Source organism: Nostoc sp. (genome assembly GCF_036919615.1).
GTDB lineage: Bacteria > Cyanobacteriota > Cyanobacteriia > Cyanobacteriales > Nostocaceae > Nostoc.
In genome coordinates, this window is the sequence record NZ_JBALCN010000098.1 from 191,107 (window position 1) to 206,921 (window position 15,815).

Sequence of the window (15,815 nt, forward strand, 5' to 3'; positions counted from 1 at the left end):
AACAACAACCTATTTCAATAATTGGAGGAGTTATGACGATAAATCCTAGAGATTCCAGCAGATTCAATATAAGTAAATTAGCGGTTACAAGTCATGACAATTAAGCAGTATTTATTACTTGCTTGGTTGTGTTAGCGAACATGATATCACGTGCGTGCTAATAACGGAGCAGCAGCTAGTAAGGTTTTGGTATAAGGGTGCTGAGGATTAGCAAAAATATTTTTTGTCAGACCGAGTTCGACAATTTTACCGCTATTCATCACGGCAATCCGATCGCACAAAAACCTTGCTAACCAAAGGTCATGAGTTATGAACAGATAAGTTAAATCAAACTCTTGTTTTAATTGCAACATCAAATCCAGCACTTGCGACTGGACGCTGGCGTCTAACATACTCACTGGTTCATCGCAGATCAAAAGTTTCGGGTGAGTAATCAAAGCACGAGCGATCGCAACTCGTTGCTGTTGTCCACCAGACAAATCTGATGGATAACGCTCATAATACACTTTTGGTGGTGTTAACCCAACTTTCTCTAACATCAACAAAACCTGTTCTTTTGCCTTAACGGGATCGGCAAGATTGTGGATAAATAAAGGGTCAGCGATACTTTGTCCCACTGTCATCGCTGGATTGAGACAAGCATGAGGATCTTGAAAAACCATTTGTATTTGCCGCCGTGAGGAGCGAATTTCTTGACGCGACAATTTAGTTAAATCTTGTCCTAAAAACTCAACTTTGCCACTAGTAGGACGAATTAGTTGCAAGATTGTTCGTGATAACGTACTTTTACCACAACCTGATTCCCCGACTAAGCCGAGAATTTCTCCGGAATAAAGATCCAGGTTGATCCCATCTACTGCCTTAATTGTCTGCGCTTGTGTGTTAAGCAGTCGTTCGATAAAGTTAGGTTCTATGGTATAGTATTGCTTGAGTTCTGTAAGACTCAAAATTGGAGATTTATGATTAATAATCGGTAATTGCTTTTCTGCGTCATTGGCAATTATCAATTCTCCATTATCTTTTACTGCTTGAATATGTAAAGCTGCTTTTAAGAGCGATCGCGTGTATTCATGTTCAGGATGTCTAAATACAGTTTCTGTAGAACCCATTTCCACCATCTTGCCGTTGTACATGACGCCAATGCGATTGCAATACTCAGCCACCATTGCTAAATCGTGAGAAATCAGCAACAATCCCATGTTTTCTTCACTGCACAGGCGAGTTAATTCTTGCAATATCTGTGCGGAAACGGTGACATCTAAACTGGTGGTGGGTTCATCAGCAACAATCAACTTGGGGTTGAGGAGTAAAGCTAAGGCGATCCCTACCCGTTGGCGCATTCCACCGCTAAACTCATGAGGATACTGATTCCAGCGACTAGCTGGAATATTCACCTTTGCCAAGGTAGCAAGTGCTTTTTCTTTGGCTTGCCGCGTTGATAATTCTGGTGAGTGCGCCTGAAGGGTTTCGATACAATGCTTACCAATCGTCATCAGCGGATCGAGGCGTGTCATAGGATCTTGAAAAACTAATGCGATCGCTTCTCCCCGAAACTTCCGCAACTGGTTAGGTATCAAGTCAAACACCGACTTTCCTTGAAATGTCACCCGTCCCTCAACCCGACTAGAGGCTGGTAGTAAACGCATTACTGCCCGTCCAATAGTTGACTTACCACAACCCGATTCTCCCACCAATCCCATTCTTTGACCTGGTTGCAAGCTGAAAGATACATCATCAACCGCCCAGCTTGCTTCTTCTCCACTCCGCCCAGGATAGGCAACTTGCAGATTTTCGATACAGAATAAGGCTTCACTCATAATTAGTTATCAGCCCTGAGCTACCAGCTTTTATAATTTCAAATTTAAGATAGTCTATCAGATTAGTATTAGACCACTATTGTGGAAACATCTTTATTGTCGGCGTAGCCCGCCGTACCCCTACGGAGAAGCAAGCTACGCGCAGCGGACGCACCAGAAGGCATCGCCTCTGTTCAGGACAGTTCTACAATCAGGACGTTGAGATTGGATCAACCTAATGCATGTATCGCTAGCCAGCCCAAAGCTGGTAGTTGTGCCAAGATTAATTTGAGGACTTAGGCAAGTGACATAATGTTAGGACAATTATTAGACGGACGTTACCAAGTCGTCCAGGTCTTAGGTGGAGGTGGCTTCGGTCAAACCTACATAGCCCAAGATACCCATCGGCCAGGTTTCCCGAAATGTGTTGTCAAACACCTTAAGCCCGTCACTCGTAGCCCTGAATTTCTCGAAATTGCTAGACGACTATTTACTAGTGAGGCAGAAACACTAGAACAACTGGGTAACCATGACCAGATTCCTCGGCTTTTAGCTTATTTTGAAGACAACCAAGAGTTCTTCTTAGTGCAAGAGTTGATTGAAGGGCATACTCTGAAAGCGGAACTGTTTCCTAATCAACCTTGGACAGAAGAGAAAGTAATTCAACTGCTCCAACAGGTGTTGGGAATTCTGCAATTTATTCACAGCCACAACGTTATCCATCGAGATATCAAGCCAGACAATATAATCAGGCGGCAACAAGACGGCAAGTTAGTGCTGATTGATTTTGGCGCAGTTAAACAAGTCCAAACTCAACTGCTTACAGTTCTAGGGCAGATGGGGGCTACTATTATCATTGGCACCCCAGGATATATGTCTACAGAACAGGGGCAAGGTAAGCCCCGCCCCAACAGCGATATTTATTCCTTGGGCATTATTGCTATTCAATCGCTGACGGGGTTACATCCGATAAATTTTGAGGAAGACCCAGATACAGGAGAAATTTCTTGGCAGCATCGGGCTAACGTCAGTTCTGAGTTGGCATCTGTGCTATCTAAGATGGTGCTACACCACTTTAAACAGCGCTATCAGTCTGCGGCTGAAGTTCTACAGGTGCTTAAGCATTTGGATACTAAAGTAGAAGCACAATTACCTCAACCACCATCTTTTACACAACCGCCTCAAACCTCACTTTCTCAACAAAACTCAATAGAGTACCCGCCTGCTTCTATTCTGTCTCCAGAAAATTACAGCCGCTTGGAAACGACTCTTTTGGAATTTGTCGGCCCCCTTGCCTCAAGATTACTACGGCAAGTTGCAGTATCAGCGCCCAACCCGGAAGAATTAATTAATCAATTGGGTCTTCATCTTCGAGGAAATCAACAAATTGATTTTAAGAAGAAAACAATATTTCTACTAGAGAAACCTACTTTACCACAGGAACTTTCTGCTAAGTATGAAATTAAGTCAAATAATTTCCCAAGTCAAGAGTCTCAAGTAATCAGCGATAGCTTTGTGCATCAGTGTGAGCGGGAATTGGCTAATTTTATTGGCCCAATAGCTACGTTCTTAGTCCAAAAAGCTGTTAGGTCTTCTGGACAAATTTCTCGTGCAGAATTTGTGAAAGTTTTAGCATCACAAATTCCCGAACCTCAAAAAGCTTTGCAATTTGAGCAACGTCTACTTTCTTGAATTTTTTACTTATGGTGCAACAAGCTTGGGTTAAGGATAATTGTAGGTTTTTGGCGCTAACTGATTCCTAATCTAAAATCCAAAATCTAAAATCCAAAATAGTTTTAGCCTTGGTTATTCAGCATCTCCATAGCTATTTTTAAGCTGGCTTTCATCCGATTAAATGCTTCTGCTAACCCACCAATTTCATCATTAGAGCTTTCTTCAAAATCAGTGTTCATATCACCCATACTAACTTTTTGGGCGATTTTCTCTATTCTTCTGATCCGCTGAATCACATATTTTTTGATTAAGAAGTTAATTAAGAAAAGTACGAGCGCAAAGATAGTAATTAAAATTCCCATTATCAATATCCAAGTCCGTTTGGCATTGGCAAAAATCTCTTGAGAGGGAACAGAGATTATTTGGGCAGAAACAATCTGATTCAGTTTCCAGCCAAAACCATTTTCCGAGCCATAAGTTACCAGTTGACTCTTAGGAGCCTGATCTGGTGTAGTATGACATTGCAGACATTGCTGCTGTGTAATCTTGAGTGGTTGGGCAATATAAAATACTTCGCCTTCTGACAAGGTGCGAAAACCAGTAATTTCTAGAGTCTTCGGTTCGTTGCGAAAACGCTCTACAAGTTGAGTTTCAAAACTATCGGCTTTATCTGCTAAATTGGTTGGATTAAGTGTTGCATCCTTATGAAAAAAGTTTTTATATTCCGGCTTTTTACGAAAATTCTCAAAAACCTCTTTAGAGGAAAAAGTTGGTACTACTTCAGGAATGAACGTTGGGTTAGTATCTATTCTAGGTTCCAATAGAGGAACTATCCGATTTTGTGTATAATCTCTAACTGCGTTCACCATTTGGATCAGAGTCTGTGCTTGAGAAGCCACTTCATTTTGCGCTCTCCCTTGAAGTACACTGGATAAGGCGACGCCACTTCCCACAATACTGACTATGAAAACTAATATTAAAAGTAAGTTAAATTTAGCACCTATTTTTAAGTTTTTTAACGTAATGTTGTTTAACATAACCTAAGCAACGAAGGTGGTATCTAAGTTTGTCTAATATTTATTTATACCTGTTAGAAAACATTTCCACAATATTTAAATAAATATTAATTTTTTGTGGCAATATCACCTATTTAAGTAGCAGTCAAACTTATCTGAATTAGTCCTGAAAGCCAAGTTATTTATTTAACCATAATTAGTGATGTTTTTGCGATTTCCCCGTCGTTTATTTCTGTTTCATCTGTTAGGCTTTACATTTGCTGCTTGCCAATCACCAAAGGAGTTTGAGGGCACTTTAACTGTTGGTGTTATCAACTATGGTGGAGGCGAACAGATAATTAAGCAATATGCTAAATTTAATACTTACTTGGGTGAAAAGACAAATGCATATATTCAGCTAGAGCCTGTTTTTAATGAAAATAGAGCGGTTGAGCGCCTTGAGGCTCGTGCTTGGTCATTGGTATTTGCTCCACCGGGTTTAGCGGCTATTGCGATCGCCCGCTACCAATATGTTCCCCTATTTCCTTTAATAGGCATTAATAATTTGCGTTCCATCTTCGTTGTTCGCAAAGACAATCCGATAAGCGAGTTGAAACAGCTACAAGGTCAAACAGTGGCTTTAGGTCAGTTAGGTTCAGCAACAGGATATTATTTTCCACTTTACAATCTTTTTGGTACAACACTGGCTGACATACTGTTTGCACCCACACCCAAAGCTGCGCTGGAATTGGTAGCTCAAGGAAAAGCGATCGCCTGTGCTGTCTCGGAGGCTGAATTGAGTCTCTTCGGTTCACAATTGGGCCCAACCGAATTCCGCGTGCTATTTAAAGACCTTCACTATGTACCATTAGGTGTGGTCTTGATTGGACCTAATGTAGAACGTAACCGTCAGGAGTTCATCCGCAAAGTGATGAGTGATTCGCCTTCAGGTTTAGCTCAAGAAGTGGGGTATGTACCCAATGGACAAGTACCAGATTACAAATACATGATTTCTGTGGTTGATCGGATAAGCTCAATTAGTTCTCAACTACAAAAAAAACCTGTTCGTTTATTTTAATCAACGTAAAATCAACCTTTTTAGCGTTTACTTTTGTTTAAATCCTCAAATACAGCGTATCGCAGGAAAATGAAGTACACGGTGTAGGGACACAACATGTTGTGCCCCTACGATAATCTGTACCTCACCTTGGCGTAGCCTAAGAAGAGAAGTTGCAATCTGCTGTAATACTCAAAATCGATTTAATTGTGTGAAAAAATGCAAGTATAGCAATCCTAAAGGCACTCACAAAAAACTCCCCTCTAGGATGAAGGGAGTTAACTGACAGAGATTAAGGGATGATTACTGACTCAGTAACCCAATAGCCATTTCAAGATACATTTTCGCTTTATGCAAAGCTAACAACTTCTCTTGAGTATACCTATCTGGGTAATTCATGATTCTCCCTTCCATCGTAATTTTGATGAGCGCTGCTTGCTCATCTGTAGGAGCATTCATTTCATCTATAGCGTTACTCAGTGCTTGCATAAAAGCAAAGGTAGGAGGTTTTAACCCTTTACCTGCCTCAAATTGAGATAACGCCATTCGAGGGAATACCATCAAAGATGTAATCCATGAGGTTTTGTACCCTTTATTCCCAGTTGGTTTGATGCCGTAGCGTAAGCATAGCTCACTGAGTTCTTTGATAGTTTTGATTTCTAACTCGGAACGCGTAAACATAAAATAGAGTTACCTCTTGTAAAAGTGGTATCGGTGAGTTACAAGTTTTCCAGACAATATACTCACCGATTTAAAACTCTATTCTCTCGCAAACATTAGTATCAAGCCTTATTTACATCTCTCAACAATGCCTAATCCTAAAGGGAACCCACAGAATTTTGAGCCAGCACAACCAAAAGGTGAGGAACCCATGACAGCTACTATTAGTTTTCGTGCTACTGAAAAGATGAAGGAAGAGGTGAAGGCACAAGAAGACCCGCCAGAGTTTTGCCGTCAAGCTATCCAAGAGAAGCTAGATAAGGATAAAAAGAAATAATTCCAAAAAACTCTAGACATAAAAAGCTCTCTAATAAGTAGGGAGCTTTTATTTTGAGAAAAATTTCAGCTTGAAGCTCAAAAAAACAATTTGAATCGTGCTAGCTGGTTTTCAATGGTTCCTGTGAGGATTTTATTCAGTTCTGTGGTGTCTTGAAATTGCAAAATTTGCTGTGTGGGTAAGTCGAAGGGAAATTGCCCTTCAAAGTCTGGGCGCTGCATGTGCGCTAATAGAATCTGTTCAGACCGCTTACTTTGAATGGCATAGCCAATCTCAATACAGACATTTGGACTGGGAATTAATTGGCGGGTTTCTTTACTATCAATACTAGCAATAGGTGTGGTGTCAGCTATAAATAACAAACTCCTACGGATTTTTCGCATGATCGTGCGGTTAATTCGTAAAGTAGCACCACTGGGACGAGAGGATTCTACTAATGTTAAAGGAAGGCGCGATCGCAAATTTAAACTGTCCAAACTTTTTCGCAGTTCTTCTCTTAGAATATTTGTCGCTGCGGCATACTCAGTTTGATAAGATAAAAAAATCGTTGGTTCTAACTGAGCCAACACCGCCTGCTTGGTGAAATAAATTTCATGACTAATTAAGTCAATGTTAGCTACGCAATAGCCACCACTACCTTCAATATAAAATTCAATATTTTCCCCTTCCAGATAGCGCCCAAACCAAGTTGATTTGTTAACTTCGTCACTTTCTTCCAAAAAGTCTGCTCGCAATGCCGATTTCAGCAGGCTTTTTTTGCTTAAGCGAATGTCTGGTGGACGTTTTTCCAGTTCTGGAATCGGCTCGTAATCCTGTAGATACCAGGCTCTGAGCGCAATAATTGACATAAGGCGCTATTTCAACTGTTTCTCGCTATTCAACTTCGTATAATCTTACACCCAGAGGAGGCCCGATCTCAGACTTCTCTTTAAACACAACAACACCCAATCCTCTACTCGCTGAACTATCTCTTCCCCTTGTTTATCCTAGCCAGGGATGTACTAACTTTCATCGCTTCTGTAAACAAGTAATGAAAATCAGTTACAGCGCCCCCTAATCTTCCATATTTGAGGAAATAGTGGCTGGAGCCTTGATGGGAATCTCAATCCAGAACTCTGTACCTTTGCCAGGTTCTGAAATGCACTCCATTATTCCACCATGTTTTTCGACAATAATCTGATAGCTAATTGCCAGTCCCAGTCCTGTACCCTTGCCCACAGGTTTGGTAGTGTAAAATGGGTCAAAAATTCGCTTTTTCACCTCTTGAGTCATTCCAGGGCCATTGTCACTAATAGAAATCAACAGACGAGAGTTGTCTGCTGAGATTTTAGTAGAAATGTGGATAGTGGGCATTGAGCATTGGGGAGCCAGTGCTTTGCCCAGAGTTGTTACGGAGGCTTCCGACGCTCGCAGACTCGTTGGCACAGCCTCTGGTAGAGTTGAGGCTGCGCTATCCGCTCCAAACTTCGGGAGGTTTCCAGAGTTGAAGTAACTGGCGTCATTGGGCACTTGTACTGAGGATTGCCGAAGTATTGGGGATGGATTATTCTCCTTGTCCCCCTTGTCCCCAGTCCCCAGTCGCCAGTCCTCAGTCTCCATTACCAGGGCATCTATGGCATTGCTGAGAATATTCATGAATACCTGATTCATTTGGCCGGCATAGCACTCCACCTGTGGTATGTTGCCATAGTTTTTGATTACCTCAATGCGTGGAAATCCAGCATTTGCTTTCAGTCGATGTTGCAAAATCAATAAGGTGTTGTCAATGCCTTCATGCAAGTCAACACGCTTGTTTTCAGCCTCATCCAAGCGAGAAAAATTGCGTAATGACAGCACTATTGAGCGGATGCGATCGGTTCCTACTTGCATTGAGGTGATGATTTTTGGGAGGTCTTCTATTAAAAATTCAAAATCGATCGCTTCGATCGCGGTGTGAATTTCATTATGGGGATAGGGATAGTGTCGCTGGTAAAGACGTAAAATTTCTAGCAGTTGTTCGCTGTAGTCACTGGCATGGCACAGGTTACCGTAAATAAAGTTAACGGGGTTGTTGATTTCGTGGGCGACACCCGCCACCAACTGTCCTAAGCCAGACATTTTTTCGGTCTGAATCAATTTTGTCTGTGTTTCTTGGAGTTGATGTAAGGTATGCTCTAACTGGGTAGCTTGATTTCTGGCTTCAGTTTCGGCATCACAGGTTTGTTCGTAGAGTTGCGCTTGTTGAATGGCGATCGCAGCCTGATCTCCTAGCTGTTGCAGTAAATCAATTTCTGCATCCTGCCAATTTCTGGGAGCCTTGCACTCATGGGCAATTAGTAAGCCCCATAGTTCCACACCCATACTAATTGGAACTATTAAGTTTGCTTGCACTTGCAGACTCTGCAAAAACTCGCGATGACAATCAGTTAAAGAAGCCGTTGAAACGTTGTCAATTGCCCTTATTCTGCCCTGACAGTATAGACGAGTATACTCATCAGGAAAGCATTCCGGTGGTGCATTCACTCCCAAAACTGACTGCCAATTGCCATTAATTTCTTCCACAATCACCGATTTATTCTTCAGTTGGAAAATCAGCACTCGGTCTGAATTTAGCAGGGGACGGACTTCCCGAACGATAGTTTGCAGGGTTGTCTGCAAGTCTAATGTGCGGCGAATATGCTCTGTGACTTGCTTGAGTAGTTTGGTAAGCAGTAATGATTTTTCGAGTTCAGCAGTTTGCTCTTGCACCCGCAGTTCTAGGTTGGCATTGAGGGATTGTACCTGTTTGTACATTTGCTGCTGCTGAATTGCCATTGAGAAATGCTCGTATAAGGCTTGTGCCAATAAGATTTCTTCCGGTTTCCACTCAGCTGCTTGTCCCTTTCTTTGCTCTCGCCAAAGCTCAAAGGAAAGCTGGGGTAACAGTTGTCGCCGATTTTGATCACATCGTCCCGCCCATAAGATTTCCGTTTTAAATTCAGAGCGAAAAATGCTTAATACACCAATAAATTTTTCGCGGTAATGTAGGGGAATCACCATGAGTCCACGAATTTGAGTAGAACGGAATGCTAAAGCCAAAACTCGTAAATGTGGTTCTTTATAGAGGTCGGCAGTTGTCCAAATATTACCTTGTTTACACTCAGCCATCCACTTTTGCCAGATGGGATGCTGTTCGATAATACTGTTATCTAACTCGTAAGGCAGTGTCGGTTGGTCGCCCCAAGTGTATAGTTCCCGACTCTGTTCAATGTAAAGCCTGCCACCTATTCCAGCGAAGGCAGTAATAACTTCTTTTAGCGCTGCCTGCAATTGGATTGTCGGTAGTTTATGTAATAGTGTGGTAACTCGGTTAATAGTAGCTTCTTGCTCTTGCTTGGTGCGGGCTGCGGTGAGTAGATTACTTTGAGCGATCGCACTCCCTACCTGGTCAGTAACTTGCTGCAATACTTTCAGTTCCCGCTTCAAAATCTTTCGCGGTTCACTGTGGTGACATACCAACAATCCCCACAATTTAGGCTTTGCCGATTGTTCTTGTGGGTCGGAATCTAAAATTGGCACTATCAACGAAGACTGCACACCCATTGCATTTAGGTATAGAAGATGGCACGGGTCTACCTGCCGATAGTAGATATTAGTTTGTAGGCGTTTGCCAGTTTCTTTTGACTGTAGAGGCGATAGCCCGATCTTCTGGTTTACCACATCCACAATCGAACGTTGCTGCGCTAACAGAAACATATCCCTAGCTTCTTGTGGAATATCATCAGCTGGGAAGCATTGCCCCAATAAGGATGGCAGACGGTGCTCATGAATAGATTCAGCAATGACTTCACCACTATCATCAGCATCAAAGCGATATATTTTTACCCGATCTACATCCAAAAATAAACGCACTTGGCTAGCGGTAGTCGTTAATATCTCTTGGAGGTCGAGCGATCGCCTGATATGTTTGATCATCCGGTGCAGTAAACTTTCTTGGTCTAAGCTTGGCTGCAACTCGTTTAGTTTATCGGTAAATGTCATTGTTTATATACACTATGACTGAAGTATAATTTTTTTTATAATTGTCCCTGATGAGAATTTTCAATTTCCAATGCCTTGATTTTCATCTCATTTCGCCAAATTATTGCTACGAATGCGTTGCTAGGAGCGTACATCTGTTGCAAATATTTTGGGAAATAGGATTAAAGGATATTTAAGAAGTATCAGATATTTTGCTTGATTCCTCTAGCTTTATAAAGTTTATTTAGGAGAATCTCAAACCCTTTGATATATCAGCAAATACTTTCCAAACATCCTCTCTAGTCTAAAATAGAGAAAATCTTAATCAGACATACTCATTAATTTTATATTCTCAATCATCAAACTATTTCAGTGATATCACCCAAATTAATGCCTTGATAATTGCTTGAAAAAAACATATTTTTTTCCATTTTTGCCGATAATTCAATTAATTAAGATTTTTTCAAAGAAATAACTAAATTATTGGCAACTTATTCCCAGATTTTGGGCTGGGGAATTTTACTATTCCCCGTGTAATTGCTGATTTTATGTTAAATGTAAGTATTTTGCTGAAATTATTCGTAAATTACCGTTAAAGATAGTAAATTCCGGATTTCTTCACGCACACTCATGAGAGTTTTACCGAGATAGTTTTGACCTGCTTTATTAGCACCACAGCCCCAAAAAGAATCGGTTGGGGAGTTTTCAACCAAAATCTCATCGCCTGTCCTCAGAAGAACTTCTCTAATATCAGTATGAGTGAGAAATTTTTTCAGTAAAGCTTCTCGCATAATTTGAGTTTTGACCAAATCCCAGTCTCGACGGAGTTGGCGAGTGCTACATCTTCCCAAAGCGGCAGCTTCTTCTGGGGTGGTGGCGGCATGGATCAGGGGTATAATTACCGCATCTATGCTGCCGACAAACTTTTGCGCTTGATAATAATGCTCAACCGTTGGCCAGTAAGTACCCTGGATGTGGATTTCGTGGGGAGAAAAGTTAGAAAAACAGCCATAAGGCTGCCAAACCTTATAAAAGTAAATGGTCATTTGAAAATTGCTCTTTTATATATCAACTTTAGAGTAGCTGAAAGTTTTAGATTTCAAAACCATTCATTTGTATGAAGGGTTAATAACAGACCTGATATTCAATCATGGGTTTACCATTGATACCCAGGAATGACTCAAAGGGGTGAATTTTGGTCAATAGACGGATCGCTCGCACTCGCAACCCAAAACCGAACTTATCAAACAGATTTTATCTCGGTTTATATCACTGGGGATTCTTTCCAACGACTTATAAAAATTCTCAACCTTCAACCGAGCGATCGCTCAATTCTGTAACTTCATCGGTAAGGTGAGGGTGAACGCTGTTTGACCAAAAGATGTCTGATCAAGGGTGAGGTCACCATGATGTGCCCTGGCAATTTCACGGGCTAGGCTGAGTCCCAGTCCGATTCCTTCTACTTTGCGGGTATGTGAGGGATCACCGCGATAGAAGCGGTCAAAAATGCGATTAAGATCGCTTAGTGGAATATCTTGGGATGCATTGGCAATGGTGATGTGGAGAGTTGTTGGAGTTTGATCAGCGCGAATTTGTATCCAGCCGTTGGCGAGATTGTATTTGATGGCATTACTAAACAGGTTTTGCAAAACTTGAATCAGGAGATCGCGATCGCCCAGTAAGCGCAGCCCATCAGTGAAGTCAGTTTGCACAGTCAAGTGAGGAGCTAGCATTTCCACATCTTCTAGCATCTCCATGAGTAACTCAGACATATCCACCTCAACCAGATACAAGCTCATTTTTCCCGCATCTGCCAGAGATAGCAGCAAGAGTTTCCGGATAATTCCACTTAGGCGGCGCACCTCATCCAACAGGTTGCTCAAGCGCTGTTGCACTTCACTTCCGGGATCGACCTGTTGCAGTGTTCGTTCCAGTTCGCCTTGCAAAATAGTCAGTGGGGTTTTCAGTTCATGAGCTGCGTCACCACTAAAGCGGGAAGCTTGGGTAAAACTGCGTTCCAAGCGTTCCAGCATTTGGTTAAACACCTGAATCAGCAGGGCAAATTCAACATCAGTTGTCCCAATCGGAATCCGTTGATCTAGCCCTTTGACAGTTACCTGTTGAATGACGCCCGTTAATTGCCGAATGGGACGCAAAGCACGACCAGAAACCAACCATGCTCCGACCGCAACCAGCAGGAGCGCTCCCGGAATTGAAACCAGGAAGATATTGCGAATGGTAGCCATCTCTTGATTGACGACTTGTAGGCTAACGGCAATGGCAACCCGAACATTGGGAAAATTAGCTGCCCCAATCCGCCAAGCTGTTATTGCTGTCTGCTCAGTGACAAATTGAGGCGGGGGGGGACGAATTAGAGGTGGCCGCTCGAAGGATGGATTTGTAATGGCGGGTAAAGGTGGTGGTTCTCTGTTGGGCGGCGGTGGCAAAGGTATCAACTGGAGACGCCCAACCAGCAGACGATTCACCTCAAGGTCGGCAGGTAGGGAGTTGAATTCATAAAGTATGTTGCCGTTTGGATCAAGCACCAGTATGGCAATGGGGGTTTTTGTATTGCTTGTGAAGGCATAGGATAATGAGTCTTCGTAAAACTGCCATCGCCAGCGATCGGGTGAGCGCAGAGAGCTGCCGTGCATAGAGTTGTCTAAAAGTCTTCCTTTGCTCAGAACTTTGGGAGGTTCCCCCCGTTGAGGCAAGTTCGGAGTTGCCCGCATCAATTGATTTAACAGTTCTGCATCAAGGCGGCTAATCTTAGCATTGTAAATTTGAAACCAGGAAACTGCGCCAAACCCGACTAATGTGCTTCCAGCTAGAGCCGCAGACAACAGGGCAATCCGGAGTCGAAATGAAGGGAGTTTCATCAGCAAGGGTCTGGCTTACGAAACCGGTATCCAACCCCTCGAATGCTTTCAATCCAGACTGCTTGATCAATGGGGTCAATCTTTTTCCGAATTCGCTGAATACAAACATCCACGACGTTGGTGTTAGGGTTAAAGTCATAGCCCCAAACGTGTTCCAGAATTTGGGTACGGGTGAAGACCCGTCCGGGAGAGCGCATGAGATACTCCAGAAGATTAAACTCGCGGCTGGTGAGTTCTATCGCCTGGTGATTGCAAGTGACTTCCCTGGTGATGCGATCGAGTTTGAGGGGCCCAACGCAAAGCAGATTTTGGCGCTCGCTCACACTCCGGCGGACAACGGCATGAATTCGAGCCGCTAATTCTTCCACAAAAAACGGTTTAGCGATATAGTCATCGGCTCCCAAATTTAGCCCTGACAAGCGATCGTCTAGTTCATTCCGAGCCGTTAACAAAATTACCGGAGCATTCCGACCTTGCCGCCGTAATAGTTTCAGAATCGATAGTCCATCTTTTCCCGGCACCATAATGTCGAGTACAATCACATCATATTCGTTGTCTAATGCTCGCAGATATCCTTCATCACCGTTATCGCAATAGTCTACAACAAATCCTTGCTCCTTCAGTCCAGCCCGGACAAAGTTAGCAATTTTCACTTCATCTTCGACAAACAGAACGTTCACAAGCATTTATTACTTCACATATTGTTCCATTTTAAATTGATTATTTTTTTGTTTAAATTACAAAACTGTAATTTAGAAAATAGGCAAGCTGTAATTTTGAGGTGGCTCAATTAGAAATATCAACACCCTACCTTTTGAAGGTTGATTTTGATGAATATTCGTCGAGTGTTAGCTGTAGTAGCGATTCCTTTTGTGATTGGTACATTCGGTTTCATTGCACCCAATCAGGCAAATGCCGCTAATCCATCTCATTGGAACGCAGAGATTTCACAACAGCCCCAAAGACCGCAGAATGAATCACAAAGACCTGATGACAAACCACAGGTCAAGCATCGGCGACCACGCCCACAGCAGAAAAAACGTCCTCCCCAACCTCAGAATCAGGGTGCAGGTCAAAATCGTATCGGACACAATAACCGTTAATTGAAGCGCCCTTGAATTTCGCCTCGCCAAACTACTGCGATCGCAATTAATTAAAAAACAGGGTGGACTGTGATCATGAACAATAAAAATCGTCAATTAGGTCTGATTTTCAGTCGAAGAGATGTACTTGCTCTATTTAGGGCAGCCGGAACGGCAATACTTGTGGTTGGATGCATACCAAGAAAGTCTAGTTCTACCCAAGCAAAGTCGAGTGTAGCTGGAGACAGCTCATCTGCGGCCAATTCTGCTACGTTGCCTGCTTGTGTCGTTAGTCCAGAACAGACTGAAGGCCCTTATTTTGTGGATGAGAAGCTCAACCGCTCCGATATCCGTTCCGATCCGGCGGATGGTTCGGTGAAAGACGGTGTGCCACTCCATCTGACACTGCAAGTTTCTCAAATTGGCAGTACTGGCTGTACACCACTTGCAGGTGCGATCATAGATGTTTGGCACTGTGACGCACTGGGTGTCTATTCGGATGTGAAAGACCGAAGTTTTAGTACCGTCGGCCAAAAGTTCTTGCGCGGCTATCAAGTAAGCAATGCGAATGGAACTGTGCAGTTCACAACCATTTACCCTGGTTGGTATCAAGGCAGAACCGTCCATATTCACTTTAAGGTTCGCACGGATGGGACATCAGGGCAGCCTTATGAGTTTACGTCGCAGCTATATTTTGATGACTCGATCACTGATCAGGTACATACCCAGACACCCTATGCCAGCAAGGGACAGCGCACGCAGAAGAATGCTGATGACGGAATTTTTCAAGGTGATGGCGATCAAATGGTGCTCAAGCTCACCAAGAATGGACAAGGTTATGCAGCAACTTTTGATATTGGGTTGAGGATTACGTGATTTTAGGGCTTAAATGACAAAAATTACACAACTGTAATTCCGAAGCAGGGTGAAGTGTAATTTTGGGTTAGTTGAATCAGAAATGTAAACAATCTATCTTTTGGATGTTGATTATGAATATTCGTCGAGTCTTAGTCGTGACAGCGATACCTGTTTTAGTTGGCACATTTGGTTTTATTTCATTCAATCAAGCAAATGCCGCTAATCAATTCCATCAAATTGCACAGGCGCAACTACCGCCTAACCAACCACCAGAAGGACAGCGGCGACCACCCAGACCTGATTTTAAGGCGGCTGCGGCAAAGTTAGGAGTTACAGAAGCACAGTTAAAGGCTGCCTTAGGAGTCCCTGCCAATCCTCCAAATCCAGGCGATCGCAATCAGCGTCCACCCAGACCTGATTTTAAGGCGGCTGCGGCAAAGTTAGGAGTTACAGAAGCACAGTTAAAGGCTGCCTTAGGAGTCCCTGCCAATCCTCCAAA

At 42.8% G+C, this 15,815-nt stretch carries 14 protein-coding genes and 1 pseudogene; 7 read left to right on the forward strand and 8 right to left on the reverse strand.

The window, feature by feature from the left end; all coding sequences use genetic code 11:
• Positions 1 to 146 precede the first annotated feature (146 nt).
• Positions 147 to 1,817: an ABC transporter ATP-binding protein gene (locus V7K48_RS30525; protein WP_335078363.1), complete on the reverse strand. Its 1,671-nt coding sequence runs from the start codon at positions 1,815 to 1,817 to the stop codon at positions 147 to 149.
• 291 nt (positions 1,818 to 2,108) lie between these two features.
• Between V7K48_RS30525 and V7K48_RS30530 the strand changes: the two genes are divergently transcribed.
• Positions 2,109 to 3,488, forward strand: coding sequence for a serine/threonine-protein kinase (locus V7K48_RS30530; protein WP_335078366.1), 1,380 nt, complete (start codon positions 2,109 to 2,111; stop codon positions 3,486 to 3,488).
• 104 nt (positions 3,489 to 3,592) lie between these two features.
• Here the strand turns inward: V7K48_RS30530 and V7K48_RS30535 are convergent, their stop codons facing one another.
• The gene (locus V7K48_RS30535; protein ID WP_335078368.1) at positions 3,593 to 4,507 is read right to left on the reverse strand and encodes a Tll0287-like domain-containing protein; all 915 of its coding nucleotides are present in this window, start codon (positions 4,505 to 4,507) and stop codon (positions 3,593 to 3,595) included.
• Positions 4,508 to 4,688: 181 nt separating this feature from the next.
• On the opposite strand from V7K48_RS30535, the gene V7K48_RS30540 reads away from it, so the two are divergent.
• On the forward strand, positions 4,689 to 5,543 hold the full coding sequence (locus V7K48_RS30540; RefSeq protein WP_335078370.1) for a phosphate/phosphite/phosphonate ABC transporter substrate-binding protein: 855 nt from the start codon (positions 4,689 to 4,691) through the stop codon (positions 5,541 to 5,543).
• A gap of 282 nt (positions 5,544 to 5,825) precedes the next feature.
• Here V7K48_RS30540 and V7K48_RS30545 read toward each other — a convergent pair whose 3' ends face one another.
• Entirely contained in the window at positions 5,826 to 6,203 is a 378-nt protein-coding gene (locus V7K48_RS30545) for a hypothetical protein (protein ID WP_335078371.1), read from the reverse strand.
• A 127-nt stretch (positions 6,204 to 6,330) separates the two neighbouring features.
• Here V7K48_RS30545 and V7K48_RS30550 point away from each other — a divergent pair, with 127 nt between their 5' ends.
• The gene (locus tag V7K48_RS30550; protein ID WP_273767980.1) at positions 6,331 to 6,519 is read left to right on the forward strand and encodes a hypothetical protein; all 189 of its coding nucleotides are present in this window, start codon (positions 6,331 to 6,333) and stop codon (positions 6,517 to 6,519) included.
• A 77-nt stretch (positions 6,520 to 6,596) separates the two neighbouring features.
• Here the strand turns inward: V7K48_RS30550 and V7K48_RS30555 are convergent, their stop codons facing one another.
• The 3 genes from V7K48_RS30555 to V7K48_RS30565 all read right to left on the reverse strand — a co-directional run bounded on the left by V7K48_RS30555 (position 6,597) and on the right by V7K48_RS30565 (position 11,543).
• Positions 6,597 to 7,367, reverse strand: coding sequence for a hypothetical protein (locus V7K48_RS30555; protein ID WP_335078373.1), 771 nt, complete (start codon positions 7,365 to 7,367; stop codon positions 6,597 to 6,599).
• A gap of 205 nt (positions 7,368 to 7,572) precedes the next feature.
• A complete protein-coding gene (locus V7K48_RS30560) occupies positions 7,573 to 10,518 on the reverse strand; it encodes a GAF domain-containing sensor histidine kinase (RefSeq protein ID WP_335078375.1) in 2,946 nt (981 codons plus the stop codon).
• A gap of 554 nt (positions 10,519 to 11,072) precedes the next feature.
• Entirely contained in the window at positions 11,073 to 11,543 is a 471-nt protein-coding gene (locus tag V7K48_RS30565; RefSeq protein WP_335078377.1) for an NADAR family protein, read from the reverse strand.
• Positions 11,544 to 11,672: 129 nt separating this feature from the next.
• Between V7K48_RS30565 and V7K48_RS30570 the strand changes: the two genes are divergently transcribed.
• Positions 11,673 to 11,837: a hypothetical protein gene (locus V7K48_RS30570; protein WP_335078379.1), complete on the forward strand. Its 165-nt coding sequence runs from the start codon at positions 11,673 to 11,675 to the stop codon at positions 11,835 to 11,837.
• Here the strand turns inward: V7K48_RS30570 and V7K48_RS30575 are convergent.
• Both V7K48_RS30575 and V7K48_RS30580 read right to left on the reverse strand, forming a co-directional pair.
• Positions 11,826 to 13,376: an ATP-binding protein gene (locus tag V7K48_RS30575; protein WP_335078381.1), complete on the reverse strand. Its 1,551-nt coding sequence runs from the start codon at positions 13,374 to 13,376 to the stop codon at positions 11,826 to 11,828. The two genes, V7K48_RS30570 and V7K48_RS30575, sit on opposite strands and share 12 nt — an antisense overlap.
• Positions 13,376 to 14,056 (reverse strand): response regulator transcription factor, encoded by a 681-nt coding sequence (locus V7K48_RS30580; protein ID WP_335078403.1) that lies wholly within the window; start codon positions 14,054 to 14,056, stop codon positions 13,376 to 13,378. The genes V7K48_RS30575 and V7K48_RS30580 overlap by 1 nt, the downstream gene beginning before the upstream one ends.
• A 150-nt stretch (positions 14,057 to 14,206) precedes the next feature.
• Between V7K48_RS30580 and V7K48_RS30585 the strand changes: the two genes are divergently transcribed.
• From V7K48_RS30585 to V7K48_RS30595, 3 genes and pseudogenes are all read left to right on the forward strand, one after another.
• Positions 14,207 to 14,479 (forward strand): hypothetical protein, encoded by a 273-nt coding sequence (locus V7K48_RS30585; protein ID WP_335078383.1) that lies wholly within the window; start codon positions 14,207 to 14,209, stop codon positions 14,477 to 14,479.
• A 75-nt stretch (positions 14,480 to 14,554) separates the two neighbouring features.
• The gene (locus tag V7K48_RS30590) at positions 14,555 to 15,334 is read left to right on the forward strand and encodes an intradiol ring-cleavage dioxygenase (RefSeq protein WP_335078385.1); all 780 of its coding nucleotides are present in this window, start codon (positions 14,555 to 14,557) and stop codon (positions 15,332 to 15,334) included.
• 113 nt (positions 15,335 to 15,447) lie between these two features.
• Positions 15,448 to 15,815, forward strand: a pseudogene (locus V7K48_RS30595) (hypothetical protein); the annotation flags it as partial.